12 protein-coding genes are annotated in these 15,964 nt (G+C 71.2%); 7 read left to right on the top strand and 5 right to left on the bottom strand.

The window, feature by feature from the left end; translation table 11 throughout:
* The first annotated feature begins 61 nt into the window (after window positions 1-61).
* Window positions 62-1,453, top strand: coding sequence for a glycosyltransferase family 87 protein (locus tag AB0G04_RS14700; protein ID WP_360982085.1), 1,392 nt, complete (start codon window positions 62-64; stop codon window positions 1,451-1,453).
* A 22-nt stretch (window positions 1,454-1,475) separates the two neighbouring features.
* Here the strand turns inward: AB0G04_RS14700 and AB0G04_RS14695 are convergent, their stop codons facing one another.
* The 4 genes from AB0G04_RS14695 to moaC are packed head-to-tail and all read right to left on the bottom strand — an operon-like array spanning window position 1,476 to window position 4,105.
* Window positions 1,476-1,910, bottom strand: coding sequence for a molybdenum cofactor biosynthesis protein MoaE (locus AB0G04_RS14695; RefSeq protein WP_360982083.1), 435 nt, complete (start codon window positions 1,908-1,910; stop codon window positions 1,476-1,478).
* Window positions 1,907-3,124, bottom strand: coding sequence for a molybdopterin molybdotransferase MoeA (locus AB0G04_RS14690; RefSeq protein WP_360982081.1), 1,218 nt, complete (start codon window positions 3,122-3,124; stop codon window positions 1,907-1,909). The genes AB0G04_RS14695 and AB0G04_RS14690 overlap by 4 nt, the downstream gene beginning before the upstream one ends.
* 16 nt (window positions 3,125-3,140) lie before the next feature.
* A complete protein-coding gene (locus tag AB0G04_RS14685) occupies window positions 3,141-3,641 on the bottom strand; it encodes a MogA/MoaB family molybdenum cofactor biosynthesis protein (protein WP_360982306.1) in 501 nt (166 codons plus the stop codon).
* On the bottom strand, window positions 3,614-4,105 hold the full coding sequence (gene moaC / locus AB0G04_RS14680; RefSeq protein ID WP_360982079.1) for a cyclic pyranopterin monophosphate synthase MoaC: 492 nt from the start codon (window positions 4,103-4,105) through the stop codon (window positions 3,614-3,616). The genes AB0G04_RS14685 and moaC overlap by 28 nt, the downstream gene beginning before the upstream one ends.
* A gap of 386 nt (window positions 4,106-4,491) precedes the next feature.
* Here moaC and AB0G04_RS14675 point away from each other — a divergent pair, with 386 nt between their 5' ends.
* From AB0G04_RS14675 to AB0G04_RS14655, 5 genes are all read left to right on the top strand, one after another.
* Complete coding sequence (locus tag AB0G04_RS14675) at window positions 4,492-6,990, top strand: bifunctional diguanylate cyclase/phosphodiesterase (RefSeq protein WP_360982304.1); 2,499 nt, start codon at window positions 4,492-4,494, stop codon at window positions 6,988-6,990.
* On the top strand, window positions 6,987-8,234 hold the full coding sequence (locus tag AB0G04_RS14670) for a glycosyltransferase 87 family protein (protein WP_360982076.1): 1,248 nt from the start codon (window positions 6,987-6,989) through the stop codon (window positions 8,232-8,234). The genes AB0G04_RS14675 and AB0G04_RS14670 overlap by 4 nt, the downstream gene beginning before the upstream one ends.
* 1 nt (window position 8,235) lies before the next feature.
* A complete protein-coding gene (locus AB0G04_RS14665) occupies window positions 8,236-8,613 on the top strand; it encodes a zf-TFIIB domain-containing protein (protein ID WP_360982074.1) in 378 nt (125 codons plus the stop codon).
* Window positions 8,614-8,700: 87 nt separating this feature from the next.
* Window positions 8,701-9,417: a nucleotidyltransferase domain-containing protein gene (locus AB0G04_RS14660; RefSeq protein ID WP_360982072.1), complete on the top strand. Its 717-nt coding sequence runs from the start codon at window positions 8,701-8,703 to the stop codon at window positions 9,415-9,417.
* Window positions 9,418-9,717: 300 nt separating this feature from the next.
* Entirely contained in the window at window positions 9,718-10,056 is a 339-nt protein-coding gene (locus AB0G04_RS14655) for a YbaB/EbfC family nucleoid-associated protein (RefSeq protein ID WP_360982070.1), read from the top strand.
* 244 nt (window positions 10,057-10,300) lie between these two features.
* On the opposite strand, the gene dnaB is transcribed toward AB0G04_RS14655, so the two are convergent.
* Entirely contained in the window at window positions 10,301-11,758 is a 1,458-nt protein-coding gene (gene dnaB / locus AB0G04_RS14650; protein WP_360982068.1) for a replicative DNA helicase, read from the bottom strand.
* 520 nt (window positions 11,759-12,278) lie between these two features.
* Here dnaB and AB0G04_RS14645 point away from each other — a divergent pair.
* Entirely contained in the window at window positions 12,279-15,803 is a 3,525-nt protein-coding gene (locus AB0G04_RS14645) for a hypothetical protein (protein ID WP_360982066.1), read from the top strand.
* Window positions 15,804-15,964: the final 161 nt, after the last annotated feature.

Below are 15,964 nucleotides of genomic sequence, written 5' to 3'. Positions count from 1 at the left end.
GCAAGAGGGCGGGTCGACCGGCAGAACGTGCCGTGCCCGGGGACGAGACGGGAGTCGCGCCATGCCGGCGAACGAGGACAACGTGCACAACGCTGCGCGGGCGCGAACCGGGTTGGTCGCCGTCGGCGTCCTTCTCACGGTCGCGATCATCACTCTCTACCTGCAGCGGTACGGGTTGAGCACGCTCGCCGTGGAACACCGGGCAATGCGGGGCTGGCTGGCCGGTGACGGGCTCTACGCGTACCGCTCACCGGGGACCGAAGCGGGAGCCGCGTTGCCGCCCGCACTCGCGTTGATGTTCGCGCCGCTGACCCTGCTGCCGCTGCGTGCCGCCGGCTGGCTGCTCGCCCTGACCGGGCTGGCCGCCCTGCTGCTCACCATCCGGGTCGTCGCCGGTCCGGTCGCCCGCCGATACGGACGCCGGCGCGGCCCGTTCGTGGTGGCCGTGGCCGCGCTCGCCCTGGTTGCCGAGCCGGTCCGCGCGGCGATCGGCCTCGGCCGCCCGGAGCTGCTGATCCTCGCCCTGCTCGCGGCCGACCTGGTCGCTCTCCGCCGGGTGTCCCGGGCGCGGCACCGGTCTCTGAACGCTCTGCTGGGGTGCGGCCGGTCCGGTGCCGGCCGTCCCGGCATCCCCGCCCCCTCGCGCCCGCTCAGGTCCCGGCCGGCGTGTTCGGAGGTGGATCCGGCGGCACCCGGACCGTTGCGCCGGGCGTGGACCGCCGGCACGTGGGCGGGTGCCGGCACCGGCCTGGCGACCGCCCTCAGTCCGGTCGCACTGCTGTTCATCGTGCATCTGTTCGTCACCAGGCGGCGCCGTGCGGCCCTCACCGCGATGGCGACCGCGACGGTTGTCACCCTCACCGCGCTGGTCCTGGCACCCGTCGAGAGCATTGCCTGGTACGGGACGACGATGTGGGAACTGGACCGCTCCGCCCCGGTGAGCGACACCGACAACCAGTCCCTGGCCGGTGTGATGGCCCGGCTGTACGGCTTCCCCGCGCCGCCGGTCCTGGTGTGGTTCTCGTTCGGTGTCCTGCTGGTGGCTGTCGGCCTGATCCGGGCCCGGTCGGCCCACGCCGACGGTGACGAGGTGGCCGCGTTCACCCTGATCGGCTTGACCGCTGCCGTCGCCGGCCCGGTCACCACCGCCGCGGAGAGCCTGTGGCTGCTTCCCGCCGTTCTGATCCTGGCCGACACCGGCTTGCGCCGCCGGCTGAGTGTCCGGCTGCCCCGCGCGGCACGCTTCACCGGCATGGGTCATCTCGCGGCGGCCGCCGCCGGTTACCTGGTCCTGATCAGCACACCGGTCTGGTCGCTCCGCTGGAACGTGCCCGCCTTCGCCTTGATCGTGCTGGTCAACGCGCTGCCGTGGCGGCACGGCACACCGACGCTGCCGACCCGGCGCCCCACCGCGGCCCGGCGTGCGGCGATTCCCCTGCCACGGGGCGGCTGACCGGCTGTACCGGGCACCCCGGTCAGGGGCAGTTGACCCACTCTTCGGTGCCGTCCTTGAAGACCTGCCGCTTCCAGATCGGCAGACGGGCCTTCGCCTCGTCGACCAGCCGGCCGCAGGCTGCGAACGCCGCCGCCCGGTGTGCCGTGCTGACCGAGGCGACCAGCGCCACGTCCCCGATGGCAAGCGTGCCGATGCGGTGCGACACGGCCACCGCGTAGACGGCCGGGTCGGCAGCGATCTCCTCGGCGACCTCACGCAGGATCGCGGCGGCGGTGGGGTGGCCCTCGTACTCCAGAAGGGTGACACCGCGGCCCTCGTCGTGATCGCGGACCACGCCCTGGAACGAGACGACAGCGCCGGCCCGCGGGTCGGCGACCGCCGCCTCGTGCGCGGCCAGGTCCAGCGGCTCGTCGACCACAGCGGTCAGGGTCACCACACCGATGGCGGTGGTCATGGGCGTTCTCCCGGCAGCAACGGAAGGGGCAGGAAGGGAACCGTGTCACCGGCGACGGCCTGTGTGCCGGGACGAACGACGACGAAACCGTGGGAGTTGGCGAGCCCGCGGAGCATGGCGGACCCGACGTGCCCGACCGGCGTCGCGGTGCGCCCGGCCGGGTCGAGAGCGGCGAGCGCCAGATGGGTGAAACCACCACGACCCGGGACGGCGGCACCCGCGGTGACCGCCGGCAGCGCCGGCAGCGCCCGCCCGTGCAACCCGGCCAGCAGCGGTGCCACCAGCGTGACCAGAGCGATCACCGCGGACTGCGGGTTGCCGGGCAGGCCGGCGAGGAAGCGGTCGCGGCCGTCGGGGCCGGGCACCCGGGCGAGCAGCATGGGGAAGCCGGGGCGCACCGCGACGGTGTTGACGATGTAGGACGCGCCCAGCTCGGCAAGCGCCGGGTGCAGGTGGTCGACCGGACCGTGCATCGTGCCGCCGGTGGTGCAGACCAGGTCGGCCGTACCGAGGGCGGACCGGATCGCCACGAGATGTGCCGTCAGGGTGTCCTTGACGGGGCCGGTCACCGATTCGACACCGGCGCCGTACCGTCGCAGCCAGCCGGGCACCTGCGGACCGAGGGAGTCCCGGACCCGGCCGGCGCCGGGAGGGCCGGCGGTGAGCAGCTCGTCGCCGAAGACGAGCAGCGCGGCGCGTGGCCGCAGCCGGACCGGAAGAGTCTCGTAACCGCACGTCGCGGCAACGCCGATGATCGCCGGGTCGACCGTGGTGCCGGCCGGGAAGAGTTCCTCGCCGAGGCGGGCCTCCTCGCCGGGGAGCCGCCAGTCGGGAATGGCGCGCGGCTCGCCGGAGACCCGGCCGTCGGCCCCGGTGACCGAGTCCTCGATCCGGATCAGGGCAGTGGCGTGCTCGGGAACCATCGCGCCGGTGGCGATCTCGACGCAGTCGCCGTCCGCGGCGAGCGGCGGTGGTGTGCCACCGGCCAGCACCCGGCCGGCCGGCCGCCACGGACCGGCGCCGCGCACCGCCCATCCGTCGATGCTCGACGTCGGGAAGGCGGGCAGGTCGGTGAGGGTGCGCAGCGGTTCGGCGAGGGTCCGGCCGTCGGCATCGGCCAGCGGGATCGTCTCCACGCCACGGGCCGCCGCCTGGCCCGCCTCATAGGCGAGCGTGCGCGCCAGTTCCCAGTCCGCAGGGGTCGACTCGGTCACCGCAGAAGCCTAACGCTCAGTGGTCGCCACCCCGGATCTGGTCCACGGTGTGAGCCAGCAGGGGGCCGAGCACGGCCAGCCCGTCCTTGGCGCCACCGGTGGAGCCCGGCAGGTTGACGATGAGGGTGCGCCCGGCGACTCCCGCGAGTCCTCGGGACAGCGCGGCCGCGGGTACCCGGTCGCGGCTGTGGGCACGGATCGCCTCGGCAATACCGGGAATCTCGAAGTCGAGCAGGCCCCGGGTGGCCTCGGGGGTGCGGTCGGTCGGGGTGACCCCGGTTCCGCCGCTGGTCAGGACGACGTCGATGCGGTCGGCGACGGCGGTGCGCAGGGCTTCGGCAACCGGATCCCCATCGGGTACGACGACGGGCGTCTCGTCCACGTCGCAGCCGAGTTCGCGCAGCCCGGCGACGAGACGCGGGCCGCTGGTGTCGGCGTAGACCCCGGCGGCGGCCCGGTTGGACGCGACGATCACTCGGGCCCGGATGGTCACGGCCGGTCCTCCGGGCGTACCCAGTCGCCGGTCTTGCCGCCTTCTTTTCGCAGCACCCGGACGGCTTCCAGGCTGGCCGCGGGGTCGACCGCCTTGATCATGTCGATCATGGCGAGGCCGGCCGTGGCCACCGCGGTGAGGGCTTCCATCTCGACGCCGGTCCGGTCCGCGGTCTTGGTGATCGCGGTGATCTCGACGGTGTCGGGAGTGGTGGTCAGCTCGACCTTGACCCCGTGCAGTCCGATCGGGTGACACAGTGGGATCAGATCCGGGGTCTTCTTGGCCCCCATGATCCCGGCGAGGCGGGCCACCGCGAGCGCGTCGCCCTTGGGCAGGCCGTCACGCAGCAACAGATCGACCACCTCGGCGGTGGTCCGGACCCGGCCCGCGGCGATGGCCCGGCGGTCGCTCACCGCCTTGGCGGAAACGTCGACCATGCGCGCGGCACCGGTCTCGTCAACGTGGGTCAACTGGGTTCCCTGGGACATACCGGGAGCTTAGTTCCCACCCCCGCCGCACCGGCTTCACACTTCGTCCACAGAGCTCAGGGATGCTCTACGGATATCGGAAATAGAATTTCGGGTAAGTGAATGAACCGATTCCCATCGCACTGGGTTTCCATTCAGAAGCTGTCCGTAACGGTATGTCATCCGGTTATCGCATTTTGCGCATACCGACACTATCCACTGGAAAACACCTCCACTCAGTCCTAAGTTAGGTCCTGTCAGGACGACACGGGGCAAATAGGGAGGTAATCGTCATGGTTGACGCCAAAGAGTGGGCCTGAAAAACGCCTGATGCGCGGACAGACAGTTATCAATTACGTTGGTGTTTGAGCAACGACTTGATCGCGCTGAGCAACGACAAGGACCGCATGTCTCAGGACAACGACGAAGACAACGTGACCGATCGGCAGCTACGGCTGCTCGTCGGTCTCGTCGTCGTTCTGGGCCTCTGCACGATCGCCGGCTTCGGGGCCTACACCCTGCTGCGTCCGCCGGCCGCGTCACCTGCCCCACTGACCCTCGCCGCCCTCTGCGGCCTCATGATCATCGCGCATCGGACGCGGGTCTACGTCCGGGTCAAGTCCAACATCGACGGCAACACCTGGGCCGAGGTGCCGGTCCTGATCGGACTGACCCTCATCCCGGCACCATGGGTCGTCTTCTCCGCACTCGTCGCGATTGTCGTCGTACGCTGCCTGAAGTGGCTCGGTCCGCAGAAAACGGCATTCGGTATAGCCAAGGAAGCTCTGACCACCGGATCGGCGGCCGCCGTATTCCTCGCGCTGGGGGTCCGTGCCGATCTGTCCCAGCCGGCCTTCCCGGTGCTGCCGATCATGCTGGCACTGGCCGCCTACATCCTGGTCGACCACCTCGCCTTCGTCCCGGTGGTGTCGGTGGCCACCGGCAGCAGCGCCTGGCGGATCGCTCTGCACGACTGGCCCAGCAAGGTCATCCTCCACCTCGGCGAACTGGTCGCCGTCCTGCTGGTGATCGGGGTTCTCGCCACCGGCACCAACCCGCTGCTCCTGCTGGTGGTCCCGCTCGTTGTGGTCTGTATGCACCTGTGGCAGTCCCGCAGCGTCCGCACCCGCGAGGAACGCGAGTCCTGGCAGCGTCTGGCCAAGGCCACCGACGAGCTCAACGCCGTCGACCTCACCCAGGTCCTGCACTCGGCGACGACTCGCGCCGCCCAGATCTTCTCCGCGGCCGAGGCCGCCATCGACCTGACCGCCCGCACGGTCCGGGCCACCGAGTCCCAGGTCCTGGCGGACGGGCCGATCCCGGCCGATGTCGCGCCGCCCTCGGACGAGACCACCGTCGACCTGATCGCGCACGACGGCAGTGTCCGGGTCGGGGTGTTGCGGCTGCGGTTCGGGGGCAAGGTCCGGTTGACCGAGGTGGAGCAGTACAAACTCCGTACCTTCGCGTCCGCGGTGTGCACCGCCATCCGCAACGCGCAGGCCTACGCCGAACTGGCTCGCATCGCCGCGGAGAACGCCCATGCCGCGACCCACGACTCGTTGACCGGCCTGGCCAACCGCCGCCGGCTCTACGACCATGCCGAGCAGCTGTTCCACCCGCCCGCCCGGTCCGGCCTGTTCGCTCTGCTCCTGATCGACCTGAACCACTTCAAGGAAGTGAACGACACACTCGGGCACGCCGCTGGCGACCACGTGCTGCGTGAGGTGGCCGGCCGCCTGCGCGACGCGGCCGCCCCCGGAGATCTGGTCGCCCGGCTCGGTGGCGACGAGTTCGCGGTGCTGCTCACCGGCCTGCCGACACCCGCACTGGCCGGGCACCGGGCCGCCGGCATGCTCACGGCTCTGGACGCCGTCATCGAGGTCGAGGGGATGCGGCTCACCGTCGAGGCGGCCGGCGGTATCGCTCTGGCCGCCGGCACCGGCGGGGTCGAAGAGCTGATGCGCCGCGCCGACATCGCGATGTACCAGGCGAAACGCGCCGGCGAGCAGACCGTCGTCTACGCACACGCCCGGGACACCGCCGACCTGGAACGGCTGATGCTCACCGGCGAGTTGCGCCGTGCCGTCGCCGAGCACGAGTTCACCGTCGACTTCCAGCCGATCGTCGATCTGGGCACCGGCGAGGTGGTGGCGGCCGAGGCGCTGGCCCGGTGGCACCACCCGGAACAGGGCAACCTCAGTCCGGTGCGGTTCCTGGAGACCGTCGAGCGGTCCGGGCAACTGCCGGCGTTCGCCGACGCGGTGCTGGAGCAGTCGCTGATCGCCCGGCAGAGCTGGCGTGAGGCCGGCTTCGACCTGCCGGTCGCGGTCAACGTGTCGCCGCGCAGCCTGCTGGACCCCACGTTCCCCGGCGCGGTGCTGGCCCGCCTGGCCCGGCATGACGTGCCCGCCGACCGGCTCGTGCTCGAACTCACCGAGACGCTCACCGTCAGTCAGCTCGACGTGGTCGAACGTACCCTGGCCGAGCTGCGCAATGCCGGGGTCCGGCTGGCCATCGACGACTTCGGGACAGGCGTGTCGTCGCTCTCCGTACTGTCTCGCATCCCGGTGCACCAGCTCAAGATCGACCGCGAGTTCGTAGCCGGGGTGGAGACGTCGACGGAAGCCGCCGCGGTCGTCCGGACGACCGTCGACCTGGCCCGCAACCTGCATCTCACGGTGGTGGCCGAGGGAGTGGAGAGCGAACCGCAGCGGCGCGCTCTCTGGTCGCTCGGCTGCACGGCCGGGCAGGGGCACCTGTTCGCCCGGCCCCACTCGGCCGCCCGCTTCCTCGGCATCCTGCGTCGTGGCTGCGGTGGACGACCGGGTGCGCTGGCGGTGGCACTGCACGTGGAGGGCTCGGTGGTCCGTCTGCCGGCGCGCCGTCTGCCAAACTTGCCCGCGTGATCAAGCTGTCGGACCGCGCGGTCGACCTGCTCCTGTATTCGCTCTCCGCCATCTTCGCGCTGGTCACCGCACTGACCTCCACCCTGTTGCCGCACCGGGCCTGGGGTGCGATCGCGGCCTGCGGCTATCTGGCCGCCGCGCTGCTCGTCTTCCTGGTCCGGCAGCGTGGCCTGCTCACCTGGGTGGCCTGGGGTGCGGTGGCGCTGCTCCCGATGATCGTCCAGGCGGTGCAGCGTGCGAGTGGGCGCACCGACCGGGCCCAGGAGGAGGTCCTGGTCGTCGAGCACATGGGCGAGTCGCTGCTGCACAGCGGCACGCCCTATCTGAGTCGCCCGGAGATCGCGGCGATCCCGCTCGACGAGCGCCTGCTCGGGTACCGCCCGTACCAGCCCGGGATGTCGATCTTCGGCTTGCCGCGTGCGCTCGCGGGCGAGCACTGGTGGACCGACGCACGGATCTGGTTCGCGATCATCACGGTGGCCGCGGTCGGTGCGGCGGTCACCCTTCTGCGTCGCCCGGACCCTTCGGCGGTACGACCGGCGCGTGCGTTCCCGTCCTTCATCCCGGAGCACCCCACTCTGGTACGCGCCATGCAGGCCGCCACGGTCCTGCCGGTGACCGCACTGACCCTGGCGACCGGCGGGGACGACATCCCGGTGCTGGCCCTGTGCCTGCTCGCCCTTGCGCTCGCCTCGGCCGGCCGCCCCGGCTGGTCCGGAGTCGCCGCCGGTGCCGCCGCGGCCTGCAAGCTGTTCGCCCTTCCGGTGGTCGCCGTCCTGGTCGTGCACGCGGTGGCGACCGGAACGTGGCGCCGTCTGCTGCCCGGCGCGCTCGGGCTGCCGATGCTCGCCCTGCTCCCGCCGCTGCTGGTGGACGTGGACGCCCTGGTCGAGAACGTGCTCCGCTTCCCGCTGGGGCACGGCCTGGTGACGAGTCCGGCGCAGTCGCCGTTCCCCGGCTACCTGATCGCGCAGACCGTGCCGGGCGGCCGTTCTGTCGCGGCCGGCCTTCTGGTGGCCGCGGCCCTCGTGATCGGGGTGCTCCTGCTGCGCCGTCCGCCGCGGACCGCCCGCTCGGCCGCGCTGTTCTGCGGGTGGGGGCTCTTCACCGCGATCCTGCTGATGCCGACGACACGATTCGGTTACCTGCTCTACCCGGCTGCTCTGCTGCTTTTCGCCCCAGCACTCAGCAAGCACACAGCTTCTTCGGCCCCACGGCATGACACAGCCTTGTACCGTCAATGAAATGCATATGACCTGTCCCAAGTGTCACGGTGAGATGCGGGTCTACGAGCGCAGTGGCGTCACGATCGACCAGTGCACCGAGTGTCGCGGAATCTTCCTGGACCGTGGGGAGCTGGAGAAGCTCTTCGCCGTCGAGGCCAATTACAACCGGCCCCCGGCCGGCGGTCAGGTTCCGCCCGCCCCGCACCAGCCGGGCTACCCGCCGCAGCCGGGTTACCCGCCCCCGCCCCCGCCCGCCTACGGTCAGCCGGCCCCGCACGCCTACCCGCCGCCCGCCCCGGCCTACGGCCACCACGGCCACTACCGGCGCACCGCTCCCGGTTACGGGCACCACGGCCACTACCGGCGGAAGGGCTTCCTGCACGACCTGTTCGACTGATCGCTCCCGGGCCGTCATGCGGCCCGGCCTGATCGCCGTCGAAAATTCTCGGGTGCGGTCGGCATGCGGTGTGCGACGTTGTATCGCATGTCGGCCGATCCCGTGGCTCTCGCCGCTCGCCTCGCCGGTGAGCGGTTCCCGCACGCGCACGCCGCCTTCCTCGGTGGCAGCTCGCCGACCGCCCGCCGGACCGCATGGTCCGACCTGGACATCGTGGTCGTCCTGGACGGGCCACCGGCGCCGTTCCGGGAGACTCTGCGCCACTCCGGCCAGCTCGTCGAGTGGTTCGTGCAGACACCCGGCTCGCTGCGCCACTACTGGCGGCAGGACACCGCGCGACGCCGTACCCCGCTGCTGCGGATGGTTGCCGAGGGCGTGATCCTGACCAGCACCGACGGAGCCGCCGAGGCTTATCGGGAACGGGCCGCCGCCCTGCTCGCCGCCGGACCCGCCGCGCCGGCCGCCACCATCGTCGACATGCAGCGTTACCTGGTCACCGACATGCTCGACGATCTGCGCGGCTGTTCCGATCCGGTGGAGATCTCCTACCTCGCGGCGACTCTCGTACTCGCCGCCTCCGATCTGCTGCTGCTCGCCGAGAACCGCTGGTCGGCACGGGGTAAATGGCTGCCCCGCCGGCTGGCCGAGATCGACCCCGAACTGCCGGGCCGGCTCGCGGCCGCGCAGCAGGACGTTCTCGGCGACCGCGAGCCGCTCGTGGCGGAGATTCTTGCGGTCCTGCAACGCGCCGGAGGTCCGCTCCAGGAAGGTTTTCGCCTCGAGGGCGAAGATCCGGGGCGATAATTTTCTGCCGCCACCACCGGAGCTCTGGGCACGCAGAGTCATGTCGTCGCCGGACGCGTCGATCCACAGTGCACGGTCAAGCCGTGTGAGCTTGATGCCTTCGTCGCGATGGCACTATTGCCGGAGTGCAATTGATCACTCTGAGTAGTGACAAAATGAAGTCGCATCGTCACTTGAGAGTGAACTATTTCGATAAGTCTCTCTTTTCGTGTGCGTTACGAAGTTGCCGGAATACGCAACGTCGCCGATCTTGGGTATTCTCACGTCCGCCCCCCTGTCGCGGCAAACGGAGGAACAACCGTGACTGAAACCACTGATCGAGCCGCCGACCCCAACCTGCGCACCGACCTCGAGGACACCTACGGCCGATACGAGGAAATGCGCTCCGGAGTGGACGAACTCCAGCGCAGCGTCGCCGCCATGCAGGTCAGCGCGGAATCCGAGGCCGGTGAGGTGCGAGCCACTGTGGACGCCGACGGCCGCCTCGTCGACCTCCGGCTCAACCCGCAGGTCTGCCGTGAATGGTCACCCGAAACCCTCGCGCGAGTGATCGTGGAAACCGTTCAGCACGCCTCCGCCGGCAAATCCCGGCAGATCGAACAACTGGTCACCAACCACCGCTCCGCCGAGGTGCCTTAACCGCATCAATCGTCCTTGATCGCCCCGTCGCGGCCTTACGTCCGGCTGGCTGTCACCGCTGTCTCGACCGTCTCGAGACAGCGGTGAGAACCAGCCGGACAAAAGCTGCCAGGAAGCGTTCAGATGGACATGCCGGCTTCAGACAGCCATGCCGGCTTCACCCGGCCATGCCGACCTGAGCGTCATGCCCACCTGAGCGTCATGCCCACCTCAGCGCCATGTCGGGCTCAGCGCCATGTCGGGCTCAGATCGCCATGTCGACGAAACGAGAAAGGTGCAGCTGCGCCGCCACCGTGATGGTGTCGGTCGGGCCGTTTCGATGCTTGGCGACGATGAAGTCGGCCTCCCCCGCGCGTGGCGACTCCTTGTCGTAGTAGTCGTCGCGGTGTAGCAGGATCACGACGTCGGCGTCCTGCTCGATGGAACCGGACTCACGCAGGTCGGACAGCTGCGGGCGCTTGTCCGTGCGCTGCTCGGGACCACGGTTCAGCTGACTCACGCCGATCACCGGGCATTCGATCTCCTTGGCCAGCAGCTTGAGGCCACGGGAGAGCTCCGAGACCTCCTGCTGGCGGCTCTCGGTCTTCTTCGGCGAGGACATCAGCTGCAGGTAGTCGATGACCAGCAGCCGGAGGTTGTGACGCTGCTTGAGCCGGCGTGCCTTCGCCCGGATCTCCATCAGGTTCATGTTGGGTGTGTCGTCCACGAAGATCGGCGCCTGGCTGATCTCGCCCATCCGCCGGGCCAGTTTGGTCCAGTCGTCATCGGAGAGCTGGCCGGAGCGCAGCGTGTGCAGTGGCACGCGGGCCTCGGCGGAAAGCAGGCGCATCACCATCTCGATCTTGCTCATTTCGAGAGAGAAGATGGCGCTGGCGTGACCGTGCTGGATCGCCGCGTTACGGGCGAAGTCCATGCTCGCGGTCGACTTACCGAGACCGGGACGGCCGGCCACGATGATGAGCTGGCCGGCGTGCAGGCCGTTGAGCAGGCGGTCGAGGTCGGCGAACCCGGTCGGGACGCCGGTCATCACGCCGCCGGACGCACCGACCGCCTCGATCTCGTCGAGGGTCGGCTGAAGCATGTCGCCGAGGGCCGCGAAGTCCTCGCTGACCCGTTTCTCGGTGACGTCGTAGATGGCCTGCTGAGCCAGGTCGACGATGTCGTCGACGTCGCGGCCGCCGTTGCCGCCCGTGCCGTAACCCAGCTGGACGATCTTGGTGCCGGCCTCGACCAGGCGACGCAGAATGGCACGCTCGGAGACGATCCGGGCGTAGTACGAGGCGTTCGCCGCGGTCGGCACGCTCTCGATCAGGGTGTGCAGGTACGGCACGCCGCCGACCCGCTGCAGGTCCCCGGAGTCAGCGAGCGCAGCGGCCACGGTGAGCGCGTCGGCCGGCTCGCCGCGGCCGTACAGGTTGAGGATGATGTCGAAGATCGTGGCGTGCACCGGCCGGTAGAAGTCGGTGACCTTCAGGATCTCGACCACGTCGGCGATCGCGTCCTTGGACAGCAGCATTCCGCCGAGCACGCCCTGCTCGGCCGCGACGTCCTGCGGCGGGGCCTTGTCGAACTGGCCACCGTCCGAGCCGCCGCCACCCCGGCCGCCTCCTCCGCCGCCTCCGGTGAAGTTACCCCCGCCGGAGCTGCCCCCCGGTTGGGACGGCGGCCGCGACTCAGGCCTCGTGTCGTCGGTGATCGACACCGGTTTCCCCCTCCACTCGGCCATGGCCGCCTCACGAATCGGATCGTCCCGGACAACCCCTTCGACTGATCCCGGACCGGATTCAGTGCTTCGATCCGATCAAAGTCCGCTTGTGAGGCTGGACCACTGTACGAATCTCGCCGCCACCAGCCCAACTGCCGCGGTGGACAAGCCTCTGGACAACCTGTGGACATCCCCGGTGACTCTGTGGGTAGCCCTGTGCACACCGTGTGGACAACTTTGCTGACAACCGACCCGAGCAGGGGATTCGTCGTCCCCACCTGTGGAGGGCAGAAACAGTTCAGGATCAGCGGAAATACCGGCTCCAGTGAGCAAGCCGTCGCACTGAGGCGTTGCGGTTCCGCTTCGCGCACGTCACCCTTTTCAGGTGGACCAACGGGAGTGGGACTACGGGACCCGCATGTCGCGCACTCGGCGCGCTGCGGGACCTTGGCCCACCCGTGAACCGGAGGCCGAGGAATCCGAGTCCCGTTGGTCGTCCCTGACCGACACCGGCAGCATGGCACCGAGCGACGAGGCACTCACCTGGCAGCGCCGGGCCGACGACTGGGCACAGCAGTCGGAGGTCGAGCCGTACAACGGTGGCGGCGGCCAGGCCGTCGAGCCGGCGAACCGGTGGTCCTCCGAGGTCACCACCACCGGCCGGCCCACCTTCCCGGCAGACGGCGTCGGCTGGCGCACCGAGACCGCCGAGTGGCGGGCCACCGGTGCACGCTGGCGGCAGACCACCGAGTGGCGCTCGGCCACCGGCTCGCACGTCTGGCGGTCCACCACCGAGGCGTGGCGCGCCGAGGACGACGCCGCCCCGGAGCGGGAGAAGCCGTCGATCCCCGGCACCGCGTGGGAGACCGGTTCCGAGACCGACGCCGCCACCCCGTCGTGGCGGCACTCCGCACCGGACACCCCGTCGTGGAGGCAGTCCGAGCCGGAGACCCCGTCGTGGCGGCAGTCCGAGCCGGAGACCCCGTCCTGGCAGCGCACCGAGCCGGACACCTCGTCGTCCTGGCAGCGCCGCCCCGACCTGCCGGCCGCGACCACCCCGGTCGAGCAGACCACGTCCTGGCGGCAGCCGTCCACCCAGCTCCCGTCATGGCAGCAGCCGTCCGCTCCGACACCGTCCTGGCAGCAGCCCCAGCAGACCCCGTCATGGCAGCAGCCGTCCACGCAGACCCCGTCCTGGCAGAAGGAACAGCAGGCGCCATCCTGGCAACAGGAGCAGCAGGCCCCGTCCTGGCAGAAGGAACAGCAGGCACCGTCCTGGCAGCAGGAGCCGGCTACCCAGGCGCCGTCCTGGCAGCAACCCCAGCAGACCCCGTCATGGCAGCAGCCGTCGGCGCAGACTCCGTCCCGCCGCCGCGGCGCGGACACCGGCACCTGGTCCACCGCGTCGGCCTCCGGCCCGGCATGGTCGGACCGTCCGGGAGCGGGTGAGGGCCGTCCGGGTCCGGGCGAGAACACGACCGGGCTGACCCGCTGGGAACGCACCGAGGCACCGGGCTGGCAGCGCTCGCCCGCCGAGGATGCCCGTCACCTGGTCCGGGAGGACGACCGGGCGGCCTGGAGCCGGGACGCCGGTCACACCGAGCGGCCGGGTCACGCCCAGCAGCCCGGTTACGCCGAGCAGCCCGGTTACCCCGAGCGGCCTGGCTATCCCGAGCAGCCTGGTCACCCCGAACGATCGGGTTACACCGAGCGCCCCACTCGCGCCGGCCGGCGCCGAGCCGCCGAGAGCCAGTCCGCGCCGGCCGGTGGCTCCGGTTGGTCGAGCGGTTCGGACGACGACTGGGCCGGGCACACCGACACCGGCAGCATCCCGGCCTTCACCGGCCAGGGTGACGCGGCCGAGGCGCCCGTCTGGGGGGCCCGATCCGAGGCCCCGTCGCGGCGCGACCGGCGCCGTCAGGCCGAGAAGTCACGCTCCGAGCCACCCCGTCCCGATCCATCCCGAGCCGCGCCATCCCGGGCCGAGCCAGGTGGCCGGCGCGGATCCCGTCCGGAGCGGCAGCCCCGCTACAACTCCAACCCGACGAACTGGCGCGAGGACACCGCGTCCTGGGACGCCGAGCAGGACACCAGCAACTGGACCCGCGACCCGGACACCGGCCAATGGAGCCGCGCGGAGGACGATCCACGGGTTCTCGCGTGGCGTGCCGAGGCGGCCCGTCGCGAGGCGATGAGGGAGGACGAGCCGGAGAACACCGGCCGTCGTGCCCGGCGCGCCGATCCGCCCGGTGGTGTGCCCGGCGGACCGCTGCCGAGCAGTTCCGTTCCGGCCGGTGACGCCGGCGGCTCCGGCTGGGCGGCGGACGGCCTGGCGGACGACGGCCCGGACAGCAGGCGGCGCCGGCCCGACGACCCTTACAGCACCGGCGGGTACGGCGGCGGCCGTCGGCGTCGTGCTGCCGAGTCCGCCATGCCCGAGGAACCGCTGGGTCCCGAGGTGTGGCAGGCCGCGCCCGAAACACGGCCGAACCGCCGGGCCGGTGTCGAGCCGGACGGCGGACGTCCCGGCCCGATGCCGCCGCAGTGGTCCGACACCGGTGTGCCGGAGCCGCGCCGCCAGGCGTACCGGGACGAGCCTCAGGTGGAATCCCCGCGCTGGCAGGGCCCTGGGTACGGCGGCGGTCAGCGTGAGCTCCCGCCCGGCGGGGGTTACGGTCCCTCGCGCCCCGAGGCGCAGAGCCGCAGCGGTTTCGGCAGCGCTGCCCGTGAGCTTCCGGCCGGGCCGCCGGTGCAACCGCAGCGGCCCGCCTACGGTGCCCGGGAACTCCCGGCCGGGCCGTCGGCCCCGCAGCAGCCCGCCTACGGTGCCCGAGAGTTGCCGGCCGCCCCCGCGAGCGGCCCGGCATGGCAGGAGCCACAACGTCCCGCGTACGGCGGCCCGCCGCCCGGCCAGTCGTGGCTGGACCAGGAACGGCAGCAGCGTCAGGCGCCGCAGCGGCCGCCCTACGGCACTCCGGACGGCGGGGAGACATCCTGGGCCGATGAGGAACGGCAGCGGCCCCAGCGGCCTCAGGGGCCGTCCTACGGGGTTCCGTCGCAGCCGTCGGGCTACGACATCCCGTCGGAGCCTCGCCGTCCCGGTTACGGCTCCGCTCGCGCATTACCGGCGGGCAGTTCGGCGCCCGCCTCCGGGCCGGCGTGGGCCGCGCAGCAGAAGCCGGTGTACGGCAGCGCCCAGGTGTCGTCGCCCGGCGACCCGTCGGCACGCCGGCCCGACCCGCTGACCGACACGTCGTCCCGCCGCGGCTGGGGTGACCGCGACGATCCGCCGCCGCCCGCCGGTGGTGGTGGCTTCGGTGACCGTCCGCCTCTTGCGGACTGGCTCGCAGCCGAACGCGCCGGCCGGCGCGGGGCCGACTATCGAGGCGCCGGGCAGGATGGTGAGACCGACTGGCGCCGCGAGCTGTCCCGCCAGAGTGATCTGGCCGAGGGCGAGTCCCGCCGTTACGACACGTCGGACTTTCCTCCCTTTCGGCCAAGCGGCTCAGCCGCGGTCGGCGGATCGTCGAATCTGGCCCTGAGCGCCACCTCGGTGATCCAGGCGCCGAGCGCCGCGCCGGGTGCCGGCGTGGAGGAGGACACTTCCTGGCCGCCGCGCCGGGGCACCGGTGCCTTCCAGGGCACCGGCTCCTACGAGCGACGGCCGATGGCCGGCGACTTCCCGTCGGGCCGGCCGAACGATCTGCTCGACCCGGATGACGACGAGGAACAGGAAGACCAGGAGAGCAGCCCGCTCGCCGCGGTCGGTTACACCGTCGTCTGGTACGGCGTGCCGGTCGTCCTCTTCGTGGCGGGCATCTTCCTGCTGAACAGCGGCCAACGCGATCACGCCCTGGACACGCTTGCCGACGCCGCGCCGGAGTTCGGCATCTCGCTGGCGTTGAGCATGCTGGTGGCCTACGGGCTGCGAACGGCCACGACGGCCTGGAAGTCGGCGAGTGTGGGCTTGGCCGCGGCCGTGGTCGGCGGCGGTCTCGCGACGGTGCTGGCCTCGGCCATCACCGGCAACAGCCTCAGCTGAGTCCCCACCCCGGCAACAGCCTCCGCTGAATCCCATCACCGGCAACAGCCTCCGCTGACTTCCGGCCTCGGCAAGGACCTCAGCTGAATCCCAGCCGTCACCGGTGGCAATCTCAGCCGGAAACGAAACGGCGCGCCGGGCCGGAGCCCAGCGCGCCGTTT

It is taken from the genome of Actinoplanes sp. NPDC023801, from assembly GCF_040639655.1.
Lineage (GTDB): Bacteria > Actinomycetota > Actinomycetes > Mycobacteriales > Micromonosporaceae > Actinoplanes.
The sequence above is the reverse complement of the archived record's forward strand: the minus strand, read 5'-3'. Positions and strand labels throughout refer to the sequence as shown.

What these genes read in the sequence shown, in the direction of transcription:
- AB0G04_RS14700 (WP_360982085.1), top strand. Translation starts at nt 62, where the DNA reads ATGCCGGCGAACGAGGACAACGTGCACAACGCTGCGCGGGCGCGAACC.
- AB0G04_RS14675 (WP_360982304.1), top strand. Translation starts at nt 4,492, where the DNA reads ATGTCTCAGGACAACGACGAAGACAACGTGACCGATCGGCAGCTACGG.
- moaC (WP_360982079.1), bottom strand. Translation starts at nt 4,105, where the DNA reads ATGTCCCAGGGAACCCAGTTGACCCACGTTGACGAGACCGGTGCCGCG.
- AB0G04_RS14695 (WP_360982083.1), bottom strand. Translation starts at nt 1,910, where the DNA reads ATGACCACCGCCATCGGTGTGGTGACCCTGACCGCTGTGGTCGACGAG.
- AB0G04_RS14645 (WP_360982066.1), top strand. Translation starts at nt 12,279, where the DNA reads ATGGCACCGAGCGACGAGGCACTCACCTGGCAGCGCCGGGCCGACGAC.
- AB0G04_RS14660 (WP_360982072.1), top strand. Translation starts at nt 8,701, where the DNA reads ATGTCGGCCGATCCCGTGGCTCTCGCCGCTCGCCTCGCCGGTGAGCGG.
- AB0G04_RS14665 (WP_360982074.1), top strand. Translation starts at nt 8,236, where the DNA reads ATGCATATGACCTGTCCCAAGTGTCACGGTGAGATGCGGGTCTACGAG.